This is a genomic window from Hymenobacter elongatus, assembly GCF_004745955.1.
Taxonomy (GTDB): Bacteria; Bacteroidota; Bacteroidia; order Cytophagales; family Hymenobacteraceae; genus Hymenobacter; species Hymenobacter elongatus.
Genome location: NZ_SRLD01000017.1, coordinates 37234 through 62942 on the forward strand (window position 1 = coordinate 37234; position 25709 = coordinate 62942).

Sequence of the window (25709 nt, forward strand, 5' to 3'; positions counted from 1 at the left end):
GAGTTTGAAAGGCTTAGGGCTTTGGATAGTATCCGGACTCTGAATTCTAGCAAGACAAAGCCCCCAAGTTCTCAAGACCCCAACTAACCAACTAAAACTATGCAGCACGTATCGCCTGTACGGGAGCCGCTCGTCACCGGGGGGAAAACGTACCACGACGTCACTCAAGACGTGTGCCGCCAGGTAGAGGCCGCCCCGAACGTTCGGTGGATGGCCGCCCTGAGCGTAGCACTCTTTTTCCTGGGCATATTCCTGTACTCTGTTTATCGCACCTTGTGGTATGGTATCGGAGAGTGGGGCCTGAACAAAACTGTCGGCTGGGCCTGGGACATCACCAATTTCGTGTGGTGGGTAGGTATTGGCCACGCCGGTACCCTGATTTCGGCTGTGTTGCTGCTGTTCCGTCAGAAATGGCGCAGTTCTATCAACCGCGCCGCCGAGGCCATGACGATCTTCGCCGTAATCTGCGCCGCTATGTTCCCGGTGCTGCACATGGGCCGTCCGTGGCTTGCCTATTGGGTGTTCCCGTTGCAAAACACCTTTGGTTCTTTGTGGGTGAACTTCAATTCGCCATTGCTCTGGGACGTATTCGCCATCTCGACCTACTTCACTGTGTCGCTGGTGTTCTGGTACACGGGTCTGGTTCCTGACTTCGCCACCATCCGCGACCGGGCAAAGGGCCCGATTGCTAAAGTAGCTTACTCGCTGCTAAGCATGGGCTGGACGGGTTCTGCCAAGCACTGGAGCCGCTACGAAACCGTGTCGCTGATTCTGGCCGGTGTTTCGACGCCGCTGGTACTATCAGTACACACTATTGTATCGATGGACTTTGCTACTTCGGTTGTACCGGGCTGGCACACCACCATTTTTCCTCCCTACTTCGTGGCCGGTGCTATCTTCTCCGGTTTCGCAATGGTACTGACTCTGATGCTTATCACCCGGGTCGTATTCAAGCTGGAAGACTACATTACGATAGAGCACATTGCCCTCATGAACAAAATCATGATGATTACGGGCTCTATTGTAGGAGTAGCTTACATCACGGAGTTTTTCATTGCTTGGTACTCGCAGGTTGAGTTTGAGCAATATGCTTTCATCAACCGGGCTACTGGTCCTTACTGGTGGGCTTATGCCGCAATGATGACCTGCAACGTGATTACCCCGCAGCTGGTGTGGATTCGCAAAGTGCGCTATAGCATTCCGCTCACGTTCGTTTTGTCGATCATCGTAAACATCGGTATGTGGTTTGAGCGGTTTGTAATTATTGTGACCTCGTTGCACCGTGACTACCTGCCATCAAGCTGGGTAATGTTTTCCCCAACAATTATCGACATAGGCATCTATGTCGGCACACTGGGTTTGTTCTTCACTTTGTTCCTGCTCTTCGCTAAGTTCTTCCCTGTAATCAACATGGCTGAAGTGAAGACTATCCTGAAGTACACGGTAGATAACGGGCCAACTTATACCGGCCACGACTCGCATGCTCCGGCACCCCACACTACTACCACCACTCACGGAGTACCGGCCAGCGCTCCAGTAAATTACAACAAGCATGACTAAGCGCTTCGCCCTCGGCATCTTCGATGACGAAGACGTGCTGATGCACGCCATTGAAAACGTCCGCGCGGCAGGCGTTAAGATCCACGAGGTATTCACGCCATTTCCTATCCACGGCATCGATGATGCGCTGGGTATTCAACGGTCCCGCCTGCCTATTGCTGCTTTCTTCTATGGTATGTGTGGCTTGGCTTTCGCCCTCTGGCTGCAGATCTACATGCTGGGTTTCGACTGGCCCATGATTATTGGTGGTAAGCCGCACATCGCGCTACCCGCTTTTATTCCGGTGTCCTTCGAATTGACGGTGTTCTTTACCTGCCACGGCATGGTAATCACCTTCTATACCATCAGCAAGCTGTATCCACGGTGGAGAACTCCCGTGCTTGATGTACGCTCTACGGACGATAAGTTTGTAATGGCCATTGAGCTTAACGACAAAACTGACCTCAATAACTTGAGCAAGTTGCTGCGTGAGAATGGCGCGTCGGAGGTGAACGAAAAAGAAATGACTAAGAACTAATGACGCATTCGCTGAAACTAGGTCTGCACGCGTCGGCCATTCTGTTTGCTTCGGTGCTTACTACCGCCTGCAACAATGCTGGTGACACCGGCATCGAATATGCGCCGCAGATGTACGAATCCATTCCGTATGACCCGTTGCGCCAAGTGAACACCAATACGGTGAACCCTATGGGCATCAATGAGCGCACTCCTGTAGTAGGAACCGTTGCTCAAGGCAAGCTGAATTACTATTCTCATATCCCCAAGGATAGCGTAGGCATTGCGGAACGCCGGTTGAGCAATCCTTACGCCTACACCAAGGCTAACCTTGAGGAAGGCAAAGTATTGTACACTCGTATCTGCTCCCATTGCCATGGTGAGGCAGGCGCTGGTGACGGTCCGGTAGGGCAAAAATTCAAGGGTGTACCAAACTACACCGCTGGCGCCTACAAGACGATGAATGATGCACACATCTACCACGTTATTCAGTGGGGACGTAACCGTATGATGCCACACGGCTCCATTGTCAATCCGGAGGAGCGGTGGAAGATTGCCATGTACGTTCGGGTGCTGCAAGGCGGCAAAGGTCCTGATGGGTTAGCCGATTATGTTAAAGTCAGCAATGACTCGACGCAAATGACTGACCGCGCTACGCAGAAGCCAACTCTGGAAGCGCAGGCCGATAAGGCATCAACTACTCCTGGTCAAGGTGACCAGGCACGAAACGGAACGGCGAACTAACTATGGCAACTTTGACGCATCACGAAAGCGCCACGGCTGAATACCTGGAGCTCTCGCCAAAAACCCGCAAAACATTCATCAGCATTATCGTTGCTGGAGTTGTATTGCTGGCAATAGGAATCATTTTGGCTGCCATGAATATTGGCGGTGGTCACGAAGAAGCTGGCCACGCTGCCAGCGCTGGCGCTGCTGCTCATCACGAGGGTAGTCCAATCTGGTTGAAACGTGTAATCGTAAGCCTCTGGCACAGCAATGTGTTTTTCATTGGCGTATCGGCCATCGGCACCTTTTTTGTTGCGCTGCAATATGTGGCCTACGCAGGCTGGTCGGTTGTTATTAAGCGTATCAACGAAGCTATGAGCGCTTGGCTGTTACCTGGCGGCATCATTATGCTGGTAGTATTCTTCTTGGGCCGTCATGATTTGTTCCACTGGACGCATGAAGGCATTATGACCAAAGGATCGGAGAACTACGATGCCATTATTGCTGGCAAAAGTGGCTTCCTCAATCTGCCGTTTTATATCATTCGCACGGTAGTATACCTTGCTATCTGGTGGTTCTTCTCTGAGCGTCTGCGTAAGATTTCATTGCAGGAAGACCTAAATGGCGGTACTGAGTACTTCCACAAAAGCATCAATGTGGCTGCTTTGTTCCTCGTTCTTTATGCTGTTACGTCTTCGATGTCGGCTTGGGACTGGGTTATGTCGGTCGACGTACACTGGTTCAGCACCATGTTCGGCTGGTACGTATTCGCCAGCTGGTGGGTATCGGGCATTGCCGTAACCACTTTGACCGCTATTTACCTGAAGCAAGCAGGCTACCTGAAATTTTTGAATTCAAATCACTTGCACGACTTGGGCAAGTTTATGTTTGGCTTCAGCATCTTCTGGACGTACGTCTGGTTCTCGCAGTTTATGCTGATCTGGTACGCCAACCTTCCCGAGGAGGCTGTTTACTACAATCAGCGGCTTGGCGGTTTCAACGGTGCCTACACTTGGATCTTCTTTTTCAACTTAGCTATCAACTTCGTCTTCCCTTTCTTGTTAATGATGACAAGGGATGCAAAACGGCAGATGATCATGTTGAAAATCGTGAGCATTGCCATCCTGATTGGCCATTGGTCGGACTTCTATTTGATGTTCATGCCTGCAACTATGAAGGAAAATAATGGGTTTGTCATAGAGATAGGCATTGCTCTGATCTTCCTAGGTAGCTATCTGCTCTTGTTCACCAAGCGTTTGATGCAAGCCTCGCTGGTACCGGTAAATCACCCGTTCCTTGACGAAAGCGTACATCACACGACTTAATCAGACCTGAGTATTGGGAAGTGAGAAGTTAGACTCAACCGTGTAACAAATTCTCACTTCTGACCTCTCAACTCTCACCTCTTCACTCAACTAATGATTGCTCTTGGTATTTTTCTGGTCCTCGTGCTGCTGCTGGTCGTGTTCGGCCTGCTGTTCCGCATCCAGATATTGACAGCCATTTTCTCAGGCAGTTCTACGCGCGAGATTGGGATGAGTAACCGCGTTAACGCTATCCTGATGATTGCCTTTATGGTACTCGGTGGTGGTGCTTTTGCTTACTCTTTCATCGATAACTATGGCAAGATGAACCCACCGATTGCGTCGGTTCACGGCTTTGAGATGGAACGCCTGTTCTGGACCACGATGATCATCATTGGTATCGTGTTCGTCCTGACGCATATTGCCTTGTTTGTGTACTCTTACAAGTATCAGTACAAAGAGGATCGGCGTGCTTATTTCTTCCCCCACAACAATAAAATCGAAATCATCTGGACGGTGATTCCTGCTATTGTGATGGCAGGCTTAGTATTTGCTGGTTGGAAAGAATGGACCAAAATTACTGGTCCCGCCCCGAAAGACTCTGTTGTAGTGGAAGTAATGGGCAAGCAGTTTAACTGGCTGGTCCGCTACCCCGGTCGCGACCTGAAACTGGGCGTGGTAAACTATCGGCTGATTGATGCTACCAACGAATTCGGGTTTGATCTTAGCGATAAGAGCGGCTTGGATGATTTTGTAGCTGGCGAGGTTCACGTACCCAAAGGCCACCCTGTGTTGCTGAAGATTCGCTCACGCGACGTTTTGCATGCAGTATACATGCCGCACTTTCGGGTGCAGATGTACGCGGTACCTGGTATGCCAACCAAATTCTGGTTCACGCCAACTAAAACTACGGACGAGATGCGGGCTCAGTTGGGTAATCCAAAGTTCAACTATGAACTGGCCTGCAACCAGATCTGTGGCCGTGGGCACTTCGCTATGAAGCTGAATATCGTAGTAGATGAGCCAGACGACTATGTTGCTTGGTTCGCACAGCAAAAGTCTTTCTCAGAGCAAAACCCCGATGTGTTGGCTAGCTTCAAACAGAAAGCAGATAAATTGGTGGAAAAGGAAAACGCTTCCGCCGCTGCGGCTGTTATAACTCCGGCCACTAAGGCTTCGCTCTAACTCTTTTTTAACGCACGCTTTTTTTTATGGCTGCTAATCTTCCTACTCAGTCGCAAGTGCAAGGTGGCATCGGGGTAACCGAGTCGCACACCAAGCATGATGAGCATCTGCACCACGACGAACATCATGACCAGCACTGGCTGTTCAAGTATGTCTTCAGTCAGGACCACAAAGTAATTGCCAAGCAGTTCCTGATTACAGGCATCTTCTGGGCTATCATTGGTGGTACCCTGTCGAGCTTGTTTCGTCTTCAGTTAGGCTGGCCTGAGTCTACTTTCGAGTGGCTGTCGCCCTTCCTCGGCAAATGGATTGAAGCTGGGAAGCTTAATCCTGAATTCTACTTGGCGTTGGTTACGATGCACGGCACTATTATGGTGTTCTTTGTGCTAACGGCTGGCTTGAGCGGCACTTTCTCTAACTTCCTGATTCCATTGCAAGTTGGTGCCCGCGACATGGCATCAGGCTTCATGAACATGCTTTCTTACTGGTTTTTCTTTATTTCCAGTATCATCATGTTCGCTTCGTTGTTCCTTGAAACCGGCCCTGCTTCGGCCGGTTGGACAATCTACCCACCACTGAGCGCTCTGCCTCAAGCTATTCCCGGTTCGGGACTAGGGATGACACTGTGGCTGGTGTCAATGGCACTATTCATCGTATCACAGCTCTTGGGTGGTGTTAATTACATTACTACGGTTATCAATCTGCGTACTCGTGGTATGTCGATGTCGAAGCTGCCCCTGACTATTTGGGCCTTCTTCCTGACTGCCATCTTGGGCCTTTTGTCCTTCCCCGTATTGTTCTCGGCTGCTTTGCTGCTGATCTTTGACCGTTCGTTTGGTACTTCCTTCTTCCTGTCGGATATCTACATTGCCGGTCAGGCTTTGAACCATCAGGGTGGTAGCCCTATTCTGTTCCAGCATTTGTTCTGGTTCTTGGGTCACCCCGAAGTGTACATCGTTATCATGCCAGCAATGGGTATGGTTTCGGAGATTCTGGCTACGAACTCACGCAAGCCAGTTTTCGGCTACCGTGCCATGATTGGCTCGCTACTCGGTATTTCGCTGCTGTCGTTTGTTGTGTGGGCTCACCACATGTTCGTAACTGGTATGAATCCGTTCCTAGGTTCGGTGTTCATGTTCCTGACGCTGATCATTGCTGTACCATCGGCGGTGAAAACGTTCAACTGGCTGGCTACACTGTGGCGGGGTAATATCCGTTTTACGACGGCCATGCTGTTCTCTATTGGCTTCGTTTCGTTGTTCATTTCGGGTGGTTTGACCGGTATCATTCTCGGTAATGCTGCCATCGATATCCAGATGCACAACACCTACTTTGTGGTTGCTCACTTCCACTTAGTAATGGGTAGCGCAGCCTTCTTTGGGTTGTTTGCCGGTGTGTATCACTGGTTCCCAAAGATGTTTGGTCGGATGATGGACGAGAAGCTCGGCTACATCCACTTTTGGCTGACATTCATTGGCGTATACCTTGTGTTCATGCCAATGCACTACGTAGGTATTGCCGGTTTCCCACGCCGCTACTATGCTTGGACGGGCTTTGACTCGTTCAGCCAGTTCGCTGACTTGAACAAGTTCATTTCCGCAGCTGCCATTTTTGCTTTCGTTGGGCAGTTTATTTTCATCTTCAACTTCTTCTACAGCATCTTCCGTGGCCGTCGGGCTACCGAAAATCCTTGGAACTCGACTACGCTGGAGTGGACTACGCCTGTAGTGCCAGGTCACGGAAACTGGCCGGGCGAGATTCCCGCAGTATACCGTTGGCCTTACGATTACAGCAAGCCTGGTGCCGCCGAGGATTTCATCCCTCAGAACGTACCTTATTCGAAGACCCAATCTTCGAACCTGCCGTACGAACGCGACATGGAGTAGTGGTGTGAATGTCATTTGAAATGGGCCGCTGTATCTACGGCGGCCCATTTTTTTTGTTAGTAGTGGGGAAATCCGGTTCCGGTGATACCGGTAGGATTTCCCCTTTTAGCTTTCAGCCAAAAGCAGCTTTGGATTGTTTATATGGTAGTAAACTCCCCTGTACAACGAATGATAACACCCGCGTTTGTTCGCCGCTTTCGGTTTATCGGATTAGTAACCGTCGTGGCAGTGTACCTGCTCATTGCGGTAGGAGGCATAGTAAGGAGTACTGGTTCGGGAATGGGCTGCCCCGATTGGCCCAAATGCTTTGGAACCTGGATTCCACCAACGCAGGCCAGCCAACTGCCAGCCAACTATAAAGAAGTGTACCTGGCCCAACGGGTAGCCAAAAACACTCGACTCGCTAATACTTTGCAACGGCTGGGCTTTAAGCAGGTAGCTAGCGAGATTTTTGCGCATCCTACCCAATACATAGAGACAGATTTCAATGTCACTAAGACCTGGATTGAGTATTTAAATCGTCTGCTGGGCGCACTGATTGGAGTATTCATATTCCTGACCGTTGTTTGTGCCCTACCGTACTGGAACCGCGACCGAACAGTGTTTTTGCTGGCCCTGGGCGCATTTCTGCTGACTGGCTTTCAAGGCTGGTTAGGGTCATTGGTCGTTTCAACCAATCTGTTGCCCATCTTGGTCACCGTGCATATGGGGTTAGCGCTGCTCATCGTAGCTATGCTGATCTATGCCGTAATACGCTCCCAGCGGCATGACTCAACCGTAGAGCCGCTGTCCGGCTCCTTTAGCCTGACTCCGTGGCTGTGGGCTATTACCTTACTTACTTTCGTGCAAATCGTACTTGGGACGCAGGTTAGGGAAGAGGTCGATATGGTAGCCGCTGCGGCAGGCCACTCGAATCGTGGAGACTGGGTGGAGCAGCTAGGATCCATCTTCAAGTTCCACCGTACATTCTCGGCTTTTCTGTTGGTGCTAAATGCGTACGTCGCTTATCAGTTGTACCTGTTGCCTTCGCAGCAACTGCGTAAGCTGGCAGCAGTCAATATGGGCATCATCGGGCTGGAAATCGGGGCTGGTATTACGCTGGCCTACTTTGCTTTACCGGCGGCTGTTCAACCTATTCACCTGACGCTGGCCACGGTGTTGTTTGGAACACAGTTTCTGACCATCGTTCAATACCGCCGAGCAACGAAATTAACCGGGCAGGTCACTTATCCGGGCGTTGTTGCGTAACTTTGCGGCCCCGTTTGAGGTTGATCTAGCGAGGGTTTTGATTGCGCAAGAATGACGAAAGCCAAGGCTTATTTCCAGTTGCTTAAATTTCGACTGGCGTTGACGGTAGCCTTTTCCAGTAGCATTGGCTATCTGCTAGGAGCCCAGGAGTTTGACTGGAGCCGGGCTTTACTCGTATTGCTGGGTGGGCTGGCGGTTACGGGTTCGGCCAATACTATCAACCAGATCCATGAGATTGAGCTGGATAAGCTCATGAAGCGCACTGCTAAACGGCCTTTGCCGATGGGCATTCTCAGTGCGGCCGAGGCTTGGGTGTTTGCCATAGTCATTGGGGTAGCCGGGCTGTTCATACTCGGGTACTTTTTTAATACGCTGGCGGCGGCTCTCTCCCTGCTTTCCCTGATTCTGTACGGATTCGTATACACTCCGCTCAAAACAATTTCACCTATCTGCGTCGCTGTGGGGGCTATTCCGGGGGGCATGCCGCCCCTACTGGGGTGGGTAGCTGCTACCGGTTTTCTGGGTGCTGAGGCGTGGGTGCTTTTTGGTATTCAATTCATGTGGCAGTTTCCGCACTTTTGGGCTATTGCTTGGGTTTTGGATGAGGATTACAAGAAAGCAGGCTTCAAAATGCTGCCTACACCGGGTGGTAAAGATCTGCGGACAGCCTTCCAGATAATGACCTACACCTTGCTGTTGATTCCGTTGAGCTTGCTGCCTCTGCAGCTGGGTATGGCGGGTAAAACATCGGCGCTAATAGCAGTGATATGCGGGGTTTTGTTTCTGATGCAGACTTTTTACCTGATGCGAACCTGCTCTAAGAAAGCGGCTATGAGCATTATGTTCGGATCATTTCTTTACCTGCCAATCGTGCAGATTGCGCTGGTTTTCGACAAAATTTAACGTTTCAGCATGGCAACTTCCGAAGCAATACAGGATACAGAAGCCGGAACCGGGACCGACCCCAAACGGCTTCTATTATGGCTGATGATGATCAGCATTACCATGATTTTTGCAGCCTACACCAGCGCTTACATCGTGCGGCGCGAGGAAGGCAACTGGCTGGAGTTTGACTTGCCTGCCAGCCTGTTGTATACCACTGTCATCATAGCCTTGAGCAGCGCCACGATGCAGTGGGCGTGGCTTTCGGCCCGCAAAGACGAGGTACGGCGCGTACAGATAGGTATTGGCCTGACCTTTATTCTGGGCCTGGTCTTTCTGGTAGGGCAGTGGAACGTGTGGGGCGACCTGGTCGATAACAAGATCTTCTTCGGTGGCGTTGACGCTAATCCGTCGGGCTCGTTTCTGTATGTGCTGACCGGCGTGCACGGTTTTCACCTAATTACGGGCCTAATCTTTCTGCTCATCGTATTGCGTAAAAGCCTGAACTACCAAGTGCATTCGCGCCAGATGCTCTCCATTGGCAACGTCACTATCTACTGGCACTTCCTGGGCGCGCTTTGGTTGTACCTGTATTTGTTCCTACTTTTGAACCACTGATTTCGTTTTTACCTCGCTCGTTATGTCCACCACCTCCACGACGCAGACGCTTCCTACCAACGCCTCCATCGAACGGCCTCGCTCCGGGACCTGGGATGGCGGCAACGAACCCTTCAAGGCTAGCTATGGCAAGCTGATGATGTGGTTCTTTCTGCTGTCGGATGCCTTCACGTTTGCTGCCTTCCTGACAACCTACGGGTTGATGCGCCATCGGCACTTAGCTTACACCGGCGACCACAAAGATTTTGTGTTCTCCAGTGCTTACTGGCCGATTCCGGACCACGTTTTCAATTCTTTTCCCGGCCTGCATGGAGTAGATCTGCCCCTGGCTTTCGTGGCCTTGATGACGATGATCCTCATTTTTAGCTCCGTAACGATGGTGCTGGCCGTAGAAGCCGGCCACCGCATGGATAAGGCTGACGTGCAGAAATGGCTGCTCTGGACCTTGCTGTTTGGCGCCACATTCCTCAGCTGCCAGGCGTGGGAATGGTCCCACTTTATCCATGGCACCGACGCAGGTACTAAAATGCTGGATGGCACCATTTTTTATGGCGCCAATCTTCAGATGAATCAATACGGTCCGGTGCTGTTTGCCGACTTATTCTTCTTCATCACCGGCTTCCATGGAACACACGTATTCAGCGGTCTGGTTTTGCTCACGTATTGCTTCATTGCTACTACCAACGGCACATTCGAGAAGCGGGGCCATTATGAGATGGTGGAGAAAGTAGGTCTGTACTGGCACTTCGTAGACTTGGTGTGGGTATTCGTATTCACCTTCTTCTACCTCGTCTGATTCTTGGTTAGGAGCTGAGTCTCAACACGCACGAAGTAGGGACGTTCACGGTCCGGTTTCTTGCTCCTGTGCTCTCAGTTCTTACTTGTTAGTTCTCAATTCTTAATTCCCAAACAATGGCTCATAACGCAACTGACCACACCCAGCCAACTGGGGAGATCCAAAAGCCGGTTACGGGCTGGATCTGGAAGACGTTCTTCGTTCTGGTCGGCATCACGGCCCTGGAATTCGCGGTTACGTTCATCATGGACCCCAGCACTTTCCGGAACTCCATTCTGATTATCCTCACTATTTTCAAGGCCTTCTTCATCGTTGCTGAGTTCATGCACCTGAAGCATGAGACCAAAGGCTTGATCTGGACGATTATGATTCCGATGGCCTTGCTCATCTGGCTGATGGTTGCTCTGATTACGGAGGGCTCTGCTATTGGAGAGGCTATCTTCAGCGCCTTCAAATAAATCAATGCGGCCCAAGCAAACCCTGTTTCTAGGCCTCATTCTGCTATTGCCGGTACTGGCGTTTTTGTTTCTCAAAACCTTCGGTACCAATCGTTTCGCGCTGCCGACTTACCTGCCCGAACGTGTCGACTCGACACAAATAGGCGGGGAGTGGCAGCGCGATACTGTTTTTCATACCCTCGCCGACTTTCGCTTGCCGTCCCAATTGGGGCGGGTCGTGAGCCAGCAGGATCTGAATGGCGGGCTGTATGTGACCAGTTTCTTGTCCACTCCGTGCTCCGGCGCATGTCAGACTCTGAATAGCCAATTGATGCGTGTGCAGGAGAAATTCCGCAGAGAGTCCCGCGTCAGGCTAGTTTCCTACACCACCGATTCGGTGGCGGTGCTGGCGCGCTATGCCGAGCAGTACGGGGCCATTGCCGGTAAATGGTTCTTCCTGACCGGTGACAAAACGGCGCTCTACCGGTTAGCTACTCAGGAGTATCGTTTGCCCACGCCTGCAGGGGCCACACCCGGACTGGTACAAAGTCAGAACCTGTTTCTGGTGGACCGAGAGAAGCGGGTGCGGGGAATTTACGACGGCACGAAAGTGCGCGAGGTAAACCGCCTCATCACCGAAATCAGTGTTTTGCTCTACAACTATGACCACGACAAACCCAGTCGTTGACCCTGGCAACAGCGCCAGACTCAAGATCATCATGCTCGTTCTGGCGGCGGTAGTTCCGCTGCTGGTGGCCATTTTGCACTACTTCCCCAGCAGTTTCCAGATTCCGGGTGCGCAGGTGAAGTTTTTACCCGCGTTGAATGCGGTGTTGAATTCCCTGACTGCTGTATGTCTGCTGCTGGGCTACTACTTCATTCGTCAGAAGCAGGTGCTGCGCCACCGCGCCATGATGGGCACCGCATTTTTGTTGGGTTCCCTGTTCCTGGTGTCGTATGTGGTCTACCACTCCCAGGTTGAATCCACCAAGTTCGGGGGCGAAGGCCTGATCCGAAGCGTATACTACTTCATTCTGTTGACCCACATTGCGCTGGCTGCTATTACGGTAGGCTTGGTGCTGTTTACGCTCTACTTTGCCCTTACCCAGCAGTTTGCCAAGCACCGGCGCATTGCCCGCTGGACCTTTCCCGTCTGGCTCTACGTATCGGTTACGGGTGTTATCGTGTACTTCATGATTTCTCCGTATTACACCTGAGCTACGGAAACTATTCCGCGCGTAACGGGTTAGAAAAGAGATGAGAAAGACTGTAGAAACCGGACTGTTTGCGTTGTTTCTGAGTGTGCTGCTGAGCTTGGCTCCGCTAGCTACCCAGGCCCAATGCACCATGTGTAAAACGCAGGTGGAGTCGGCCCGCACTGAGAAGGACTCGTATGACACCTCGGGGCTGAACAAAGGCATCGTGTACCTGATGACCATTCCGTACCTGCTGATCGGAACGGTGGGGTACTTTTGGTACCGCAACAGCCACAAAAAGAAATAGTGGCCGAACCCTCGTCCACGGGATGGGCCCTGCTGAATCTGAAGTGTCCGCGGTGCCACCGCGGACCTTTGTTTAAGTACTCAGCCCTAAGTCTATCCAAATTCGATGACATGTACGAAACCTGCTCGGAGTGCGGCCAGCACTACGAGCCCGAGGTGGGTTTTTACTGGGGAGCCATGTATATCAGCTACGGGTTTTCCGTGGGCATCGTGGTGATAGTAGGTGTATTGCTGTATTACTTGGCCCACGATCCGGCGGTTTGGGTGTACGTAACGACGGTAGCGGTGACGGTACTGCTGCTCACACCCTTGCTGTTTCGCTATGCCAGGGCCGTGATGCTGTATTTTTTCGGCGGAATCAGGTATCAGCCGGAGCGTTGAAGATAAGCCCGACGCAAGGCTAGGGCAGAGGCTAAAAATAGGAAATGCCGCCGTTTGGCGGCATTTTTGTTTGGGCCATACCCCACATTACGGCCGCCTTACCGGGGCCTAGTTTATTCTGCTATTGAAATCGTTCCGATTTTCCCCATTTGTCCTGCTGCTGGTCGCTGCCCTGTGTTTCGTGGGCGCGTTTCTGAGCAACCGTTTTGGGACCCGGGGCTCCGATGTGCTGGTGCACACCGATGTGGTGCGCCTACAAAATCTAATTGAAGGGGCCGAGCGTATTGCGCAGCGTGACGCGGCGGAGGTAGCGCGGCAGCTGCAAAGCGGGGAGTTGAATTTTGGTACCCTGGTGGGCCATACTACCTACCCGTGCTTCGTGTTTCGGGGCGATAAGCTCCTGTATTGGTCGGACCACACGACCCGGCCGGAACCGGAGAATGCCGGCCAGAACTTCCGCGAGAAGCTCGTGGAAATGAAGTTTGGCTACTATCTGGCGCTGAGTCAGCCCGCCGGGCCATATGTAGTGCTGACGTATGTGCCGCTGGAAAAACGCTACGGTATCAGCAACCGCTACTTGCGGGAAGGAGCGGAAAAAGCGCTGTTTCGGGAGCTGAATGTGCGCATTATGGCCAATATGCCGGGCTCCCGTCTGCCGTGGCTGCGTTCGGCGGAAGGCAAATACCTTTTCTCAGTTGAGAGTCTGCAGCCCAATCCTATTGCCGGCAAGTATCTGCTGCTGGCCTTTCTGGCGTTGGGCACGGTGCTGTACGTGCTGGGGTGGCTGCTGCTGACCAGGCGCTGGTTGGAAGAAGGCCGGATTGTGGCGGGCGCGGCTAGCGTCGTCGTGCCGCTGGCGGCGTACCGGGCGGCACTGCTTTACCTGGGGCTGCCATTCTCCGTGGTCGAGCTGCCCTTATTCGACCCGCGGGTGTACGCCGCGTCCTGGCTGTCGCCTTCCCTGGGCGACCTGCTGATTAATGCCCTGTTGCTGATGCTGACGGCGTACTATGCGCTGCTGCTGTTTCGACGGTACGGAATAGTACGGCAAGTGCGCCAGATTCAGAGTCTGGCCGGCCGGACGGCTATTGGAGTCATAGCCGTTTTTGCTTTCCTGGGGATGCTGGAGCTGCTATTTCAGTTTTACTCCAATAGCTTCAATAACTCGCAGCTCGTTCTGGACATCACCCAGAATATCCAGATTTCCGGGTTTAAGCTGCTCCTGTGCTTGGCCATCGTGCTGCACACGGGCAGCTACTTGGTCGGGTTCTATATTCTTTCCCAGCTGTTCATTACCATCGGGCGGCCCTCGACCAAGCAGGCGGGGGTATTCCTGCTGGCCGCATCAACCCTGGTTTTTTTGCCTACCGGGGTCGTGCTGGGCGAATCACATGCGGTGTTGCTAGGGCTGACGCTGCTCTTCTTTTTGGTAGTGCGCATTACGGGGCTGAAGCAGATTGCTGCCATCATGCCCTACCAGATCTACCTTTTTATTTTCCTGATGCTCGGCATTAGCTCGGCCGTAGGAGCCTTGGCCCTGTACGAGCATTTTGACCGCCAGCTGGTATTGACCAAGCAAAAAATAGCGGGTAATCTGCTGGTCGACAACGATCTGCAGGGCGAGTACCTGCTGGCGGAGCGCACCCGCGAAATGGCCGCCGACCCCTTGATTCGGTCGATGCTGGCCAGCCCTTTCTCCAATCAGGATGTGGTGCGGCAGAAGATCGTGAAGTACTATCTGCGCGACTATTTCGATAAGTACGAAGTGCTCGTAACGCTGTTTGATCCGACGGGTAAGCCCATTCAGGAGGCAAAAGCCACATCTACACTAGCCCCGTTGCGCCGCCAGCTGCTGCGCACGGCCCTGCCCACCGACCAGCCCAACGTCTACCTGATTCGCAACCCTAGCTCGTTCAGTACGCGGCGCTACGTGGCCTTCGTGGCCGTGCCCAGCCCGCGCGGGGGCGTGAGTACGGTGCTGCTGGAGCTGTCGTTGAAAAAGCTCACGGCCTACAGCGTAGTGCCGGAGCTGCTGGTCGACCAGAAGTTTTTCCAGCCCAGCCTGGGGCCCCGAGTTGAGCTACGCTGGTTTCGAGCACGGCCGGCTGGTGTACAACGAAGGAGATTTTGACTACGGAAATCAACTCTCGCTGCAGCAGCTGCAGGACCCGCGGCTGTACAGCACCGGCCTGTCCGTGAATGGCTTTCACCACCTGGCTGTGCGCGGGCCACAAAACCGGACGGCGGTGGTTACGACGGCTACCTACTCCTTCACCGACTGGCTGGCGAACTTCTCGTTTCTGTTTCTGCTACACACCTTTTTCTGGCTTCTGGCCATTGGTATCTACATGCTGGCGCGGGGGCGCTATTTCGAAGCCTTTCGCACCAATTTCAGCACCAAGATTCAACTGTTCCTCAACTTCGGTATTCTGGTACCGCTCATTGTGGTCAGTATTGCCACCGCCAGCCAGGTGACCAACTTTTACAAGCGCGACCTGCTGCGCACCTACGAGCGGCGGGGCGAGGCTGTGCAGGCAAACCTGCTGAAAAACCGGGCCGTACTGGCCGATTCGGCGAGCCGCACCGCCCTTATCGATCTGGCCGAAAACGTATCGAGTCTTACTGAAACCGACCTGAACCTGTATAACGCGCAGGGCCAGCTGCTGGTGAGCAGCCAGCCGCTTATTTTCGAGTCGGGCCTGCTGGGGCCGCTGATGAACCCGCAAGCTGCCGCCGCCCTGGCTGAGCAGGCCCAGCCCCGGGTGTTGCTGACGGAACGGGCCGGCTCCCTGTCGTTCAACTCCCTCTACCTGCCCCTGCGCACGACCATGGGGCCGGAGCGCGCCAGCGTGGTGGTGGGCTACGTGGGTATTCCCTTTTTCGACTCGGAAAAAGAGCTGGACAACAAGCTTATCGAGCTGATATCGACCATTCTGAACATCTTCACGGTGATGTTTATCCTTTTTTTGATCCTGACTTTCATTGCGTCGCGGCTGCTGACGTCGCCGTTAAAGGTGCTGACCGAGAAGTTGAAGCACACCACGCTCACGGGCCAGAATGAGATGCTGGCCTACGAGTCGTCGGATGAAATAGGGCTGCTGGTGCGCGAGTACAATGCCATGCTGCTGAAGCTGGAGGAAAGCAAGCAGGAATTGGCCACCCAGGAAAAAGAAGCCGCCTGGCGCGAAATGGCCCGGCAGGTGGCCCACGAAATAAAGAATCCGCTGACGCCGATGAAGCTCTCGTTGCAGTTTCTGCAGAAAGCCATAGCCGAAAACCGCCCCAACACGGAGGAGCTTATCAGCCGAATTTCCCAGACCCTGATTACGCAGGTCGACGTGCTGAGCGACATTGCCACCTCGTTCAGCAACTTCACCAACCTGCCCGCCATGCGCCCCGAGCGGCTGGACGTGGCCTCCATTTTGCGCCGGTGCGTGGGGCTGCACCAAGGTGGGGCCCGGGGCGGTAGCATTCAGCTGGCCCTGCCTGCCGCCGCCGAAGCAGAGCAGTACCAGGTCTTTGCCGACGAAAATCTGCTGGTTCGCACGTTCAATAACTTGCTCATCAACGCGCTGCAGGCGGTGCCGGAAAGCCGCAAGCCGCTGATTACGGCCCGCCTGGAGGCGTATGGCGACGACCGGGTGCGGGTCTGTATTCAGGACAACGGCGCGGGCATCCCGGAAAACGTGCGCGACAAAGTGTTTGTGCCCAACTTTACGACCAAAGAATCGGGCTCGGGTATCGGGCTGGCCGTGGCGCGGCGCGGCATCGAAAGCGCCGGCGGCAAAATCTGGTTTGAAACGCAGGAGAGTGTCGGCACCATGTTCTGCATAGAACTGCCGCTGGCTCCAGCCTAGACTTTTGTGTCGGCAGCAGCTTCAGGCACGAAAGAACCCACAGTATGCGTTGTGGAGCCAAGCCGCCGCCCGTCGACTACTCTCTGTTTTTGCCCGAATGATCAGCAGCAATACGCTTAACATCCTGCGCATTTGCCTGCTGCTGCTGGGGCTGTTGGGGCCGTGCGTGGTCCGGGCCCAACAGCAGCGCGAGGTCCCTTCGTCGCGGCGCTGCCGGTGGGTGCGCCTCACGCCGGGCCGCGATACCACCCGCTTTGCCCTCACCGATTCGGTGACCATCGTGCCCTCGTCGGTGAGCGTGCTGGGCCGGTCGGTGGCCTACGACCCGCGCACCGACCGCTACCAGCTTGTGCGGCCGGCCCCGGTGGCTGATTCAGCTGCTGCCCTAGCCGATTCGGTGCTGGTATGCTACCGGGTGCTGCCGCTGCGACTTACAGCTCCGCGCTTCCGGCGGCCGCGCGGCCTGATGGACAGCGTGAGCTTCGGGCGGCGGCCGTTCGGCTACGACGACTTTGCCGTGAAAGAGCAGATTCTTAATACGCCCGGCATCAGCAAAACCGGCAATCTTTCGCGGGGCGTCTCCTTTGGCAACACCCAGAACGTGTTTGTCAACTCTTCGCTCAACCTGCAGCTCGACGGCAAGCTCACGGATGATATCACGCTGACGGCCGCTATTTCCGACCAGAGCGTGCCGTTTCAGCCCGAAGGCAACACCCAGCAGCTCCAGGAATTCGACCGGCTCTATATAACTCTCACGCATCCGCGCTGGAACCTGACGGCCGGCGACGTGGTGCTGCGCAACAAGCCCGATTATTTCCTGCGCTTCTACAAAAACGTGCAGGGCGCGGCCGTTGAGGCTAATCTGGGGGCAAAACCCGGCCGCCGAAGCAACACGGCCGCAGCGGCGGGCGTGGCCAAAGGCAAGTTTGCCTCCATCGACATTGCGCCCATCGAGAACGTGCAGGGCCCCTATCGGCTGCGGGGGCCCAACGGCGAGCAGTTCATCATTGTGCTGGCCAACTCCGAGCGGGTGTACCTCGATGGCCGGCTGATGACGCGCGGCTTCGACTTCGACTACGTTATCGACTACAACCAAGCGGAAGTGACGTTTTCGCCCCAGCACCTGATTACCCGTAATTCGCGCATCAAGATTGATTTTGAGTATTCCGATTTCAACTACGCCCGCTCGCTCTACCAGCTGAGCCACTACCAGGAGCTGGGCAAGCTGAGCGTGCACGCCAACTACTACCGCGAAGCCGACAACCCCGACAACTCGCCCAACCTCAGCCTGAAGGACAACGAGCGGACGATTCTGCAAAACGTGAGTGAGAATGTGAGCCAAGTGAGCACGCCCGGCGCCGACTCGGTGCAGTACGACCGGCGGCAGGTGCAGTACAATCGTATCGTCAGCCTGGACCCCGTAACCCAGCAACCCACGGTCGTCTTTACCTACCCGCCCGACTCAACCCGGGGCGTGTACACGGTGCGCTTCACCGATAAAGGCGCGGGCCTGGGCAGCTACAACCTAAGTGCCCGCTTCACCAATGCCAACGGCCGCGTGTACGAATACGTGGGCCCGGGCAGAGGCCGCTACCTCGATGAGCGGCTCTTGCCCACGCCCTTGGAGAAGCAGATGATTTCGGTGGGGGTCAGCTACCGGCTCGACTCGACTACCACCGTTTTCGTGGACGTGGCTTCCACGGAGCTGGACCTCAACCGATTTTCGCCCACTACCGATAAAGGCCAGGCCGTGCGCGTAGGCTACGCGGTGCAGGATAAAGTGCTGGTGCTGCCGGTTCTCAAAGCCTACAAGTTTCGCAGCGCCCTGGACTACGAGTATACCAGCCACCGCTTTGCGCCCATCGACCGGTACCGCGACATTGAGTTTGACCGCAACTGGAGCACGACCAGCACGGTGCAGGGCAACGCCACGCGCCGGGTGGCCCGGGAAGACAACGTGCTCAACTTCTCGGTAGGAGCCATAAAGGACCTCAACAACGTCATCAACTACCGCGTGACGCGGCGCTACCGGGCCGGGGAGGTGAACGGGATTCAGAACTGGCTGGATGTGGCCCAGAAAATCGGGGATGTGGAGCTGCGTACGGGCTTATTTCTGCTCTTCACCGACGCGGGCCGGTTCCGCTCGCAGTGGGCGCGCGGCGAAGCTACGGCCCGCTATGCCCGCGGTACCATCATTCCGGGCTACGCGTACCGATTCGACAAGAACCGCGTGGCCCTGCCCGGCGGCGACTCGCTGAGCTCGGCTAATTATTTCGACGAGCATAACGTGTTCGTGCAAAGCCAGGACAGCGCCAAAACCCGCTTCCGCTTCGACTACACCTACCGCCGCGACCAGACGCCGCTGCTCAATGAGCTGCGCACCCGGGGGCAGGCCCAGACCTGGCAGGGCACGCTGGCCAGCCGCATTGGCAAAAATCAGGACCTTAATCTGCTGGCTACTTACCGCGACCTATCGGCCCGCGACAGTGCCCGCCAGAGCACCGTGCTGGGCAAAATTGACTGGAACGCGTCGTTTCTGCAGAACGTGCTGCGCTCCGAAATGGGCTATAGCGTGGCTACGGGCCGGGAGCTGAAGCGCGACTTCTCGTTTTTGCCGGTCGCGGCCGGCCAGGGGCAGGGCACGCACTACTACCAGGACACCAACGGGGACGGCCGGCAGCAGAAAGACGAGTTCTTTGAGGCCCAAACGCCCGACGCGCAGTTTCGCACCTACATCAAGGTGTTTTTGCCCACCGACGACTACATCGTGGCCTTCACCAACCGCTTCAGCTACCGGCTCACGACGAGCGCGCCACGCCAGTGGCGTGACCAAACGGGCCTGCGCAGCCTGCTGGCCCGGTTTTCCACCGTCAGCAGCGTCACCCTCGACCGACGCACGATCGACAAAGACCTGAGCTCCCGGCTCAATCCCTTCGCCTTCCAGACCGCCGACACGCTGCTGCTCTCCCTGAACAAGCTGCTGCGCAATACGCTGTATTTCAACCGCTCCAATCCTATTTTTGGAGCCGAGTTTACGGTCCAGCAAACGCAGCAGAAAGTGCTGCTCACCCAGGGCTTCGACATCCGCAACCTCGCCAGCCAGTCGGTGCTGGTGCGGCGCACGCTGGCCCAGACGTTCACCGGCCGTCTGACGACCACGCGCAGCATTCGGGAAAGTATTTCGGACTACTCACCGACGCGCAATTTCCGGCTGTTGATTTACGAAGTGGCCCCCGAAATCAGTTACCAGCCCAACAGCACGCTCCGCTTCACGGGCACGTACCAGCGCATCAACAAGCAGAATACGGCTGGCCCCGAGAGTGATATTCGCGGCACATTCGACGAAATAGGCCTCGAAACTCGCGTTAGCCAGGTTGGGAAGCGTACCGTGAGCGGCACGGCCCGCTACGTGCGCGTTGGCTTCGACGACGACCAGACGTCGTTGGTAGCGCTGGAAATTCTCAACGCCCTGCGTCCCGGCAGCAACTTCACCTGGAATCTGAACCTGGAGCAGCGCCTCAGCAACGGCCTGAACGTGATGGTGGCCTACGATGGCCGCAAGCCCAATGGTCTGTCGGCTATTCATACCGGCCGAATGCAGGTTTCGGTGCTATTCTAACCGCTATTCTACAGCGTCAGCAGCTTGCGCATGGCCGGAATTACGGCCAGCTCGGCTTGTCCGGCGGGTGCTTTGGCGGCGTCCAGCTGCTTGAGCGCGGCGGCCTGCCAGGCGGGGGCAGGAGTCTGACCTTTTTCCAGCAGCAGTAGGCGTTCCAGGCCCAGCGCCGAGAGCAGCCGTAGGTGGGTGGAAAGCCCGGCGTATTCCCACAGGCTGGACCCCTGGAGCAGGAGCGGCTGCAGGCGTTGGTCGTTGGTTTCCCAGGTGCGAAGCTGCGCGTTCAGAAACGTGAGCAGCGCCCGGGAGCTTGCCCCTTTGAACCGCTCCGCCGCCGGGGCCAACTGCAGATATTGCGTCAAGCCCTCTACCGCTACCCCAAACTGGCGCGCTGCTTCCGACTCGGCCGGCGCGGCATCGACCAGGCGATTCAGCGGCGTTTGGGGCGTGTAGGTGAAGCCCTGGAAATGGCGCTTGTATTCTTTTACGGGTTCTACTACCCCCGCCAGGGTGCGCAGCGCCGTGGCGTCGCGTGCGCCGGCCAGCTGCGTTAGTAGCTGCTCGGGCGCCCGCCGGTGCTGTAAGCCCAGTGTTTCCAGCTCCGTAGCTACCACTGCCAGTCGACGGTACATGTCGGGCACGTCGCGCACGGCTGCCGCCGACCAGAGCCGCTCGGCTACCGCCGCTGCCCGGGGCCAAATGCGGCTGTCGATGATGACGCTGTCGGCAAATTCGGCCCACATTGTGGCTTCCCCGCCCAGCACGAGGGCTTTTTGGCGGTCCGTCAGGGGGGCGTCGGCTGGCACGGGGTCGTTGAGGTAGTGGCTGGCGGCACTGTAGTTCAGGTCCAGGTAGTAGCCATTGGAGAGCAGGGACGGGTGACCTTGCTTGGCCGCGTCGTACAGGCCTTTGCGCCCGCGCCAACTTTGGATAACAGCATCTTCGGGCAGGCCAGGCCCCAGAATCTCGTCCCAGCCCACCATCTTCTTCTGGTACTTAACCAGCAGCTGCAACACACGGCGGTTGAAGTGGGTTTGGAGCCCGTGCTTGTCGAGCTGTCCGTTGGGTTTGAGAAACCCGTTTTCCTTGGACCACGCCATAATACGGGGACTGCGCCGCCACTGGCGGCCGTCGTTTTCGTCGCCGCCGATGTGGAAGTAGGGGTCGGGAAACAAGGCCGTCATTTCTCCCAGCAGCGTGTCAATCAGCTGATACGTGGTTTCCCGGGTGGGGTCGAGGGCAATGTTGAGCGTGCGCCAGGTTTGCGGAATGCCGTAGGTCGAGTCGTTGGAGGCCAGCTGCGGATAAGCGGCCAGCCAGCTGGTGGTGTGGCCGGGCATGTCGAACTCCGGTAGCACCCGAATGCCGCGCGCCGCCGCGTAGTCGATGACGTCACGCACCTGGGCCTGGGTATAGAACTGGCCGCCCACCTGGTGCAAGCGCGGCAGCACTTTGCTTTCCACCCGAAAGCCCTGGTCGTCGGAAAGGTGCCAGTGCAGCACGTTGAGCTTCACGGCTGCCATGGCATCGAGGTTGCGCTTGATGACCGATACGGGCATAAAGTGCCGGGCCACGTCGATAAGCAGTCCGCGCCAGGCGAAGCGGGGCGAGTCGGCAATGTCGACTTCGGCAAAAGCGTAGGCTTTTTTCTCCAGCAGCAGCAGCTGGCGGAGCGTGGCCAGGCCGCGCAGAATGCCCAGGTGCGTATTGGCCGCCAGCGCAATGCCCATCGGCGTTACGCGCAGGCTATACATTTCCTCATCGCCCAGCCCGGCCAGCTTCCCCAAGCGGCCATAGGTAATGGTCAGGTCGGCAGCGCCCGAACCGACAAACGTAGTGACAAGGCGTTTATCGGCGGTTTGCTGCCCGAGCCAGGTGCCAAACTGGGTTAGGGTAGGCCGCAGCACCGAATCAGCCTTCGGCCCTTGTAGTTGCACCCGCCACTGGCCTTTCAGCGCGAAACGGCTGCTGCCCCACTGCGCCATCGAGGGTACCGGCAGCAACCCGCGCGTATCGGTGACCAGCGCCTGAGCCGACGACAGCTGGCTACTGGCAACGAGCATAAGCAACGCAAAGAAAAACCGCGACAAACAGGTGTGGACCAACATAGGCTAACGAAGCAGGAGGGAAGCTAAAGGTAAGCAACGACCGGGCCCGAACGCACCAAAACCAAGTAGTACCGCTCTTGAGGCTTTACCTGAGAGCGTAGTTGAGCTGTTAATTTCCGGGTTCTGTCGCACAGGGCGGCCGCCTAGTCGAAGCTGGTAGCGGCGCGCAGCTGCCTTTCCTGGGGTGACTTCAAGGGAAGACCGGGCTTGCAAAAGGCCAACTGCTGAGTACGCCGGGCTGAAAACGTGTTTGTGGTTTCTCAAAAACACCGATTCTGTCATGCTTGATTTGGCGTCCGCTTGCCGAAGCATCACTACTGCAGTGGCAATTGAGTTTACCAGTGCGGTAGAGATGCTTCGACCGCGCTGCGCTACGCGGACGCCAGATGAGCAGGACACGAAGAAGCGGTTTAGAAAGTCGCTCGAAACACGCCAAGACGTCATGTCGACTATCCTGCGCATCAAGCAGAGAGGAGACATCTCGCGTGCTAACGTTGCCACAGGAATCATCTGCCATGGCACGCGAGATGTCTCCCGTCGGTCGACATGACGTTCTATTTTTCTTTCTAAACAGCCTCGAAAAGCAAAATCTCAAACACGCTCTAAATCAGGCCGCGCGCTTTAAATTCCAGGTAGCGGTTGATGGTATTGGCTGTAAGCTGCTGCGGGGGCGTGAGTAGGCTGTGAATTCCGTAGCGTTGCAGCTCCCGCACGATCTGGCACTTCTCCTGAGCAAATTTCTCCGCAATGGTCTGGTTGTATACTTCCTCGGTGGTGGCGGCGGGCTGGTCGAGGTAGTGCTGCAATTCGGTATTTTCGAAGAACACGACCAGCAGCAAGTGGTCTTTGGCCAAGCGGCGCAGGTAGGGCAGCTGGCGCTGCATGCCGTTCAGGGTTTCGAAGTTGGTAAACAGAATCAGCAGGCTACGCTGCTTGATTTTGGTTTTGACGTTGGCGTAAAGCAGCTCAAAATCAGTTTCCAGATACTTCGTGCGCTGCTTGTAGAGCACCTCCAGAATCTTCTGCATGTGGCCCGCCCGCCGCTCGGCCGGTACCACGGCGCTCAGGCGGTCGGCAAACGTGATGAGCCCCGCTTTGTCGTGCTTAAGCAAGGCAATATTACTGACGACGAGTGTGGCATTGATGGCATAATCCAGCAAGCTCAGCCCCTCGAACGGCATCCGCATTCCCCGGCCCTTATCGATGAGGCAATACACCTGCTGGGCGCGCTCGTCCTGGTAGTGGTTCACAACCAGCGTATCGGTGCCGGTGCCGGCGCGGCGGGCCGAGGCTTTCCAGTTGATGGTGCGCGGGTCGTCGCCGGCTACGTAGGGGCGAATCTGCTCAAACTCCATGCTGTGGCCCACCCGCCGAATACGCTTCACCCCAACTTCCGTCAGCCGGTTGCTGATGGCCAGCAGCTCGTACTGGCGCATTTGCAGAAACGACGGGTACACCGGCACCACCTGATCCTGGCCGTGGCGGAAGCGCCGTCGCACCAGCCGTAGCGGTGAGCACACAAACACATGCAGGGCTCCAAACTGGTATTCTCCGCGCTTGACGGGCCGTAGCTGGTAGCGGATAACAGTGGTTTGGCCCGCCGGCAGCGCCGCTTTGAACAGCACGTCGCGGCGCTGAAACTGCGCCGGAATTTCATCGATAGTCTCAGTGCTGATGGGAAAGCGGTAGTGATTTTCCAGGTAAATAGCCACCTCATTGTCGCTGCCATTGGCGAGCTTGCTGCCCACCACGCGCCGGCCGAAAACCCCGCCCGCACCGCCGCGCACGGGCGCGTACAGCAGCAGAATGTCTAGCAGCGTCAGGGCGGCCAGCAACCCCACCCCCAGCTGCAGCGGAGCCAGCAGGGCCGGCAGAAAAAAAGCCACTACCAACCCTACGGCCACGGCCGTGAGCAACAGAAAGAAGCGCTGGGTAAGAAACAGGGAAGCCAAAATAGACGCAGGGAAAGAGCGGTGGTACACCGGTGAGCACAGCGGAATCTTGCGCTGAGCCAACGTCAGCCCAACGCGCGTGGATTAGCGCGGTACTTCTATCTGCTGAATAATCTGCTTCACAACGTCGTCGGCGGTATGGCCTTCCATCTCGCGCTCCGGCGTGAGCAGAATGCGGTGCCGCAACACATGAGGCGCCAGGTACTGCACGTCTTCCGGCGTCACGAAGTCGCGGCCCCGCAGGGCGGCCAAGGCTTTAGCACCATTGAGCAACGCCAGCGAAGCCCGGGGCGAAGCACCCAGGTAGAGGCTCTTGTGGGCGCGTGTCTGGCCCACAAGCTGGGCAATATATTCCAGCAGTTTCGGCTCTACGTGCTGGCGCTGCACTTGCTGGCGCAGCTCACGCAGGTCGTCGGCCGTCAGCACGGCCTGCACTTTTTCGAGGGGTGTGCCGCCAAATCCGGCGTGGTGTCCTTGCAGAATGGCTACTTCTTCCTCCATCGTAGGGTAGCCTACGGTTAGCTTGAACAGGAACCGGTCGAGTTGGGCTTCGGGCAGGCGGTAAGTGCCTTCCTGCTCAATGGGGTTTTGGGTGGCCAGGACTACGAAAGGGTCGGCCATGGCGTAGCGCGTGCCGTCCTGGGTCATCTGTCGCTCCTCCATCACCTCAAACAGCGCCGACTGGGTTTTGGCCGGGGCCCGGTTTATCTCATCAATCAGCACGATGCTGGCGAAAATAGGGCCGGGGCGGAATTCGAATTCAGCTTTGTTGGGCAAAAACACCGAAGTGCCCAGCACATCCGACGGCATCAGATCGGGGGTGAACTGCAGCCGGCTGAACGGCACAGCCAGCGTGCGGGCCAGCAGTTTGGCCGTCAGCGTTTTGGCCACGCCGGGCACGCCCTCCAGCAGCACGTGGCCATCGGCCAGAATGGCCGTCAGCAGCAGTTCGGCCAGCGCATGCTGCCCCACGATTACCTTCGCCAGCTCCTGCCGAATTGCTTCCGCACAGCGACTTAAGCCGCTTAAGTCGGTGCGGGGGGCAAAGGACGGAGCAATAGCGCCGGTGGCAGGATCAGTTACAATTTCTCCGGAAGCAGAAGAAGGAGATTGGGCAGGATTTTCCATTTTGAGTACAGCAAAACGGCTAGTAGCC

At 55.9% G+C, this 25709-nt stretch carries 21 protein-coding genes; 18 read left to right on the forward strand and 3 right to left on the reverse strand.

Translation table 11 applies throughout. From position 1 onward, the window contains the following. The first annotated feature begins 99 nt into the window (after positions 1 to 99). The 18 genes from nrfD (at position 100) to E5J99_RS10300 (ending at position 20496) form a co-directional block, all read left to right on the forward strand. Entirely contained in the window at positions 100 to 1560 is a 1461-nt protein-coding gene (gene nrfD / locus E5J99_RS10215) for an NrfD/PsrC family molybdoenzyme membrane anchor subunit (protein ID WP_245318865.1), read from the forward strand. After that, a complete protein-coding gene (locus E5J99_RS10220) occupies positions 1553 to 2077 on the forward strand; it encodes a DUF3341 domain-containing protein (RefSeq protein WP_135497631.1) in 525 nt (174 codons plus the stop codon). Before nrfD ends, E5J99_RS10220 begins: the two co-directional genes overlap by 8 nt. Beyond that, positions 2077 to 2799 (forward strand): c-type cytochrome, encoded by a 723-nt coding sequence (locus tag E5J99_RS10225; RefSeq protein WP_135497632.1) that lies wholly within the window; start codon positions 2077 to 2079, stop codon positions 2797 to 2799. Before E5J99_RS10220 ends, E5J99_RS10225 begins: the two co-directional genes overlap by 1 nt. 2 nt (positions 2800 to 2801) lie before the next feature. Then, positions 2802 to 4106: a quinol:cytochrome C oxidoreductase gene (locus E5J99_RS10230; RefSeq protein WP_135497633.1), complete on the forward strand. Its 1305-nt coding sequence runs from the start codon at positions 2802 to 2804 to the stop codon at positions 4104 to 4106. Positions 4107 to 4199: 93 nt separating this feature from the next. After that, positions 4200 to 5270, forward strand: coding sequence for a cytochrome c oxidase subunit II (locus E5J99_RS10235; RefSeq protein ID WP_135497634.1), 1071 nt, complete (start codon positions 4200 to 4202; stop codon positions 5268 to 5270). A 26-nt stretch (positions 5271 to 5296) separates the two neighbouring features. Then, complete coding sequence (locus E5J99_RS10240) at positions 5297 to 7156, forward strand: cytochrome c oxidase subunit I (protein WP_245318868.1); 1860 nt, start codon at positions 5297 to 5299, stop codon at positions 7154 to 7156. Between the two features lie 168 nt (positions 7157 to 7324). Next, positions 7325 to 8404, forward strand: coding sequence for a COX15/CtaA family protein (locus E5J99_RS10245; RefSeq protein WP_135497635.1), 1080 nt, complete (start codon positions 7325 to 7327; stop codon positions 8402 to 8404). A 51-nt stretch (positions 8405 to 8455) separates the two neighbouring features. Next, positions 8456 to 9307: a heme o synthase gene (cyoE, locus tag E5J99_RS10250; RefSeq protein WP_135497636.1), complete on the forward strand. Its 852-nt coding sequence runs from the start codon at positions 8456 to 8458 to the stop codon at positions 9305 to 9307. A 9-nt stretch (positions 9308 to 9316) separates the two neighbouring features. Beyond that, positions 9317 to 9904, forward strand: coding sequence for a cytochrome c oxidase subunit 3 (locus E5J99_RS10255; RefSeq protein WP_135497637.1), 588 nt, complete (start codon positions 9317 to 9319; stop codon positions 9902 to 9904). A 22-nt stretch (positions 9905 to 9926) separates the two neighbouring features. Next, a complete protein-coding gene (locus E5J99_RS10260) occupies positions 9927 to 10700 on the forward strand; it encodes a cytochrome c oxidase subunit 3 (protein ID WP_135497638.1) in 774 nt (257 codons plus the stop codon). A 116-nt stretch (positions 10701 to 10816) separates the two neighbouring features. Continuing rightward, complete coding sequence (locus tag E5J99_RS10265; RefSeq protein WP_135497639.1) at positions 10817 to 11158, forward strand: cytochrome C oxidase subunit IV family protein; 342 nt, start codon at positions 10817 to 10819, stop codon at positions 11156 to 11158. Between the two features lie 4 nt (positions 11159 to 11162). Continuing rightward, positions 11163 to 11825 (forward strand): SCO family protein, encoded by a 663-nt coding sequence (locus E5J99_RS10270; protein ID WP_135497640.1) that lies wholly within the window; start codon positions 11163 to 11165, stop codon positions 11823 to 11825. Next, on the forward strand, positions 11800 to 12354 hold the full coding sequence (locus E5J99_RS10275; protein WP_135497641.1) for a DUF420 domain-containing protein: 555 nt from the start codon (positions 11800 to 11802) through the stop codon (positions 12352 to 12354). The genes E5J99_RS10270 and E5J99_RS10275 overlap by 26 nt, the downstream gene beginning before the upstream one ends. Positions 12355 to 12394: 40 nt before the next feature. Beyond that, positions 12395 to 12640 carry a hypothetical protein gene (locus tag E5J99_RS10280; RefSeq protein WP_135497642.1) on the forward strand — a complete coding sequence of 82 codons (246 nt, stop codon included), beginning with the start codon at positions 12395 to 12397 and terminating at the stop codon, positions 12638 to 12640. A gap of 110 nt (positions 12641 to 12750) precedes the next feature. After that, positions 12751 to 13020 (forward strand): DUF983 domain-containing protein, encoded by a 270-nt coding sequence (locus E5J99_RS10285; protein WP_135497643.1) that lies wholly within the window; start codon positions 12751 to 12753, stop codon positions 13018 to 13020. 124 nt (positions 13021 to 13144) lie between these two features. Continuing rightward, positions 13145 to 15151, forward strand: a complete 2007-nt coding sequence (locus tag E5J99_RS10290; protein WP_135497644.1) for a hypothetical protein — start codon at positions 13145 to 13147, stop codon at positions 15149 to 15151. After that, complete coding sequence (locus E5J99_RS10295; protein WP_135497645.1) at positions 15096 to 16877, forward strand: sensor histidine kinase; 1782 nt, start codon at positions 15096 to 15098, stop codon at positions 16875 to 16877. Before E5J99_RS10290 ends, E5J99_RS10295 begins: the two co-directional genes overlap by 56 nt. 97 nt (positions 16878 to 16974) lie before the next feature. After that, positions 16975 to 20496, forward strand: a complete 3522-nt coding sequence (locus E5J99_RS10300) for a hypothetical protein (protein ID WP_135497646.1) — start codon at positions 16975 to 16977, stop codon at positions 20494 to 20496. 8 nt (positions 20497 to 20504) lie between these two features. On the opposite strand, the gene E5J99_RS10305 is transcribed toward E5J99_RS10300, so the two are convergent. The 3 genes from E5J99_RS10305 to E5J99_RS10315 form a co-directional block, all read right to left on the reverse strand. After that, positions 20505 to 22556 carry a family 20 glycosylhydrolase gene (locus E5J99_RS10305; RefSeq protein WP_167852067.1) on the reverse strand — a complete coding sequence of 684 codons (2052 nt, stop codon included), beginning with the start codon at positions 22554 to 22556 and terminating at the stop codon, positions 20505 to 20507. A gap of 647 nt (positions 22557 to 23203) precedes the next feature. Then, on the reverse strand, positions 23204 to 24553 hold the full coding sequence (locus tag E5J99_RS10310; RefSeq protein WP_245318870.1) for a DUF58 domain-containing protein: 1350 nt from the start codon (positions 24551 to 24553) through the stop codon (positions 23204 to 23206). 84 nt (positions 24554 to 24637) lie between these two features. Next, positions 24638 to 25681 (reverse strand): AAA family ATPase, encoded by a 1044-nt coding sequence (locus tag E5J99_RS10315; protein ID WP_135497648.1) that lies wholly within the window; start codon positions 25679 to 25681, stop codon positions 24638 to 24640. Positions 25682 to 25709 lie beyond the last annotated feature (28 nt).

What these genes read in the sequence shown, in the direction of transcription:
- E5J99_RS10305 (WP_167852067.1), bottom strand. Translation starts at nt 22,556, where the DNA reads ATGCTCGTTGCCAGTAGCCAGCTGTCGTCGGCTCAGGCGCTGGTCACC.
- E5J99_RS10315 (WP_135497648.1), bottom strand. Translation starts at nt 25,681, where the DNA reads ATGGAAAATCCTGCCCAATCTCCTTCTTCTGCTTCCGGAGAAATTGTA.
- E5J99_RS10280 (WP_135497642.1), top strand. Translation starts at nt 12,395, where the DNA reads ATGAGAAAGACTGTAGAAACCGGACTGTTTGCGTTGTTTCTGAGTGTG.
- E5J99_RS10270 (WP_135497640.1), top strand. Translation starts at nt 11,163, where the DNA reads ATGCGGCCCAAGCAAACCCTGTTTCTAGGCCTCATTCTGCTATTGCCG.
- E5J99_RS10235 (WP_135497634.1), top strand. Translation starts at nt 4,200, where the DNA reads ATGATTGCTCTTGGTATTTTTCTGGTCCTCGTGCTGCTGCTGGTCGTG.
- E5J99_RS10260 (WP_135497638.1), top strand. Translation starts at nt 9,927, where the DNA reads ATGTCCACCACCTCCACGACGCAGACGCTTCCTACCAACGCCTCCATC.
- cyoE (WP_135497636.1), top strand. Translation starts at nt 8,456, where the DNA reads ATGACGAAAGCCAAGGCTTATTTCCAGTTGCTTAAATTTCGACTGGCG.
- E5J99_RS10230 (WP_135497633.1), top strand. Translation starts at nt 2,802, where the DNA reads ATGGCAACTTTGACGCATCACGAAAGCGCCACGGCTGAATACCTGGAG.
- E5J99_RS10265 (WP_135497639.1), top strand. Translation starts at nt 10,817, where the DNA reads ATGGCTCATAACGCAACTGACCACACCCAGCCAACTGGGGAGATCCAA.
- E5J99_RS10285 (WP_135497643.1), top strand. Translation starts at nt 12,751, where the DNA reads ATGTACGAAACCTGCTCGGAGTGCGGCCAGCACTACGAGCCCGAGGTG.
- E5J99_RS10255 (WP_135497637.1), top strand. Translation starts at nt 9,317, where the DNA reads ATGGCAACTTCCGAAGCAATACAGGATACAGAAGCCGGAACCGGGACC.
- E5J99_RS10275 (WP_135497641.1), top strand. Translation starts at nt 11,800, where the DNA reads ATGACCACGACAAACCCAGTCGTTGACCCTGGCAACAGCGCCAGACTC.
- E5J99_RS10245 (WP_135497635.1), top strand. Translation starts at nt 7,325, where the DNA reads ATGATAACACCCGCGTTTGTTCGCCGCTTTCGGTTTATCGGATTAGTA.
- nrfD (WP_245318865.1), top strand. Translation starts at nt 100, where the DNA reads ATGCAGCACGTATCGCCTGTACGGGAGCCGCTCGTCACCGGGGGGAAA.
- E5J99_RS10240 (WP_245318868.1), top strand. Translation starts at nt 5,297, where the DNA reads ATGGCTGCTAATCTTCCTACTCAGTCGCAAGTGCAAGGTGGCATCGGG.
- E5J99_RS10225 (WP_135497632.1), top strand. Translation starts at nt 2,077, where the DNA reads ATGACGCATTCGCTGAAACTAGGTCTGCACGCGTCGGCCATTCTGTTT.
- E5J99_RS10220 (WP_135497631.1), top strand. Translation starts at nt 1,553, where the DNA reads ATGACTAAGCGCTTCGCCCTCGGCATCTTCGATGACGAAGACGTGCTG.
- E5J99_RS10300 (WP_135497646.1), top strand. Translation starts at nt 16,975, where the DNA reads ATGATCAGCAGCAATACGCTTAACATCCTGCGCATTTGCCTGCTGCTG.